The organism is Streptococcus mitis, from assembly GCF_946190115.1.
GTDB classification, from domain to species: domain Bacteria; phylum Bacillota; class Bacilli; order Lactobacillales; family Streptococcaceae; genus Streptococcus; species Streptococcus mitis_CO.
Genome location: NZ_CAMHZG010000041.1, coordinates 1 through 1142 on the forward strand (window position 1 = coordinate 1; position 1142 = coordinate 1142).

Sequence of the window (1142 nt, forward strand, 5' to 3'; positions counted from 1 at the left end):
AAAAACTCCAACCACGGCTTGCGAACCTCGTCTTTGCTGGTTTCTCTGTATTTTTTTAATTCCAAGAACGCCATCTTGACTAGATGGTTTTCTTGACCGTTATTTGTGATGGTTAAGACCTCACCTGTCGTATCCTCTCGCATACTAAAACTGTGAAAGGCAAAATCATCCTGAAAGTAGTTGCTGTCCACAATTGCAATGGCGTAAACAGGAGCGATATGCTTGTAACTCTGGTGGGTGTCACCTTCACGTTGGCGAATTTTTTCAAGATTCTGATTGACCTGACTGCACAAGTAAGCCCACAGGCGATTGATGAAAAAATTCTGATGATGCACCTGAATCTCAATAATTACTTGAGTACCGTTGTCCAACTCCGCCAAGACGTCTATACTAGTATAGAAATCCTGAGCCGAGTAGGGCAGGGAAGGCAAGACATGAATATTACTCCCCTCCAAAATGGTCACATTTTTTGCTGGCAAGTCCAGCATATCGCGGATAAATTGACAAGTGATTTCTGGATTGCTGAAAATTTTCTTAGCAACCAAATCGTTGGTCGGGCTGATGCCCGGATGTCTGAGAATCATCCATTCCCTCCTTCTATTATACCATATTTTAAAATCTAATTTTGCTAGATTCAATGGTTCTATCTATTTATTCAGAAAAAAGAGGATAAATGAAATAGTAAATAAAAAATAAGAACAGCGGATAAGCAATAAATTTTAAGATTATCTGTCTTCTCCGCTTATCTGATAATAAATAAGGTTCGCAATATAGCCTTTTCTCTCTACCCCATTTGCAACAGTCTTTAGATAGGACATTCCAGTCTTATCCATAACATGACCTGAAGCTGGGTTGAGACTGGCATATCGTGCTTTGACTTTTTGAAAATCTGCTTGAGTAAAACAGAAGTCTAAGATAGCTTTTAAGGCCTCTGTCATAAGACCACGACTCCAATAGTTTTTTCCTAAAACATAGCCAATTTCACAGCTGGAATCATCCTCATTCATCTCAACGATGCTGATATCTCCTATCACTTGCTCTGGGTTTTCTTTGAGGTAAATGGCTCATTTGTAATAGTTGGGATTGGCATAGGAAGCAACCCAATTACAAATCGAGTTTCGAGTGACCTCAACATCAGGATG

1 protein-coding gene and 1 pseudogene are annotated in these 1142 nt (G+C 39.6%); both read right to left on the bottom strand.

Going from position 1 to position 1142, the window contains the following annotated elements; all coding sequences use genetic code 11:
- Positions 1-584, bottom strand: a 584-nt coding sequence (locus tag N8L90_RS09295) for an Rpn family recombination-promoting nuclease/putative transposase (RefSeq protein WP_261025213.1), incomplete at its 3' end; no start/stop codon positions are given.
- 141 nt (positions 585-725) lie between these two features.
- Positions 726-1142 (bottom strand): annotated as a pseudogene (locus N8L90_RS09300) (GNAT family N-acetyltransferase); the annotation flags it as partial.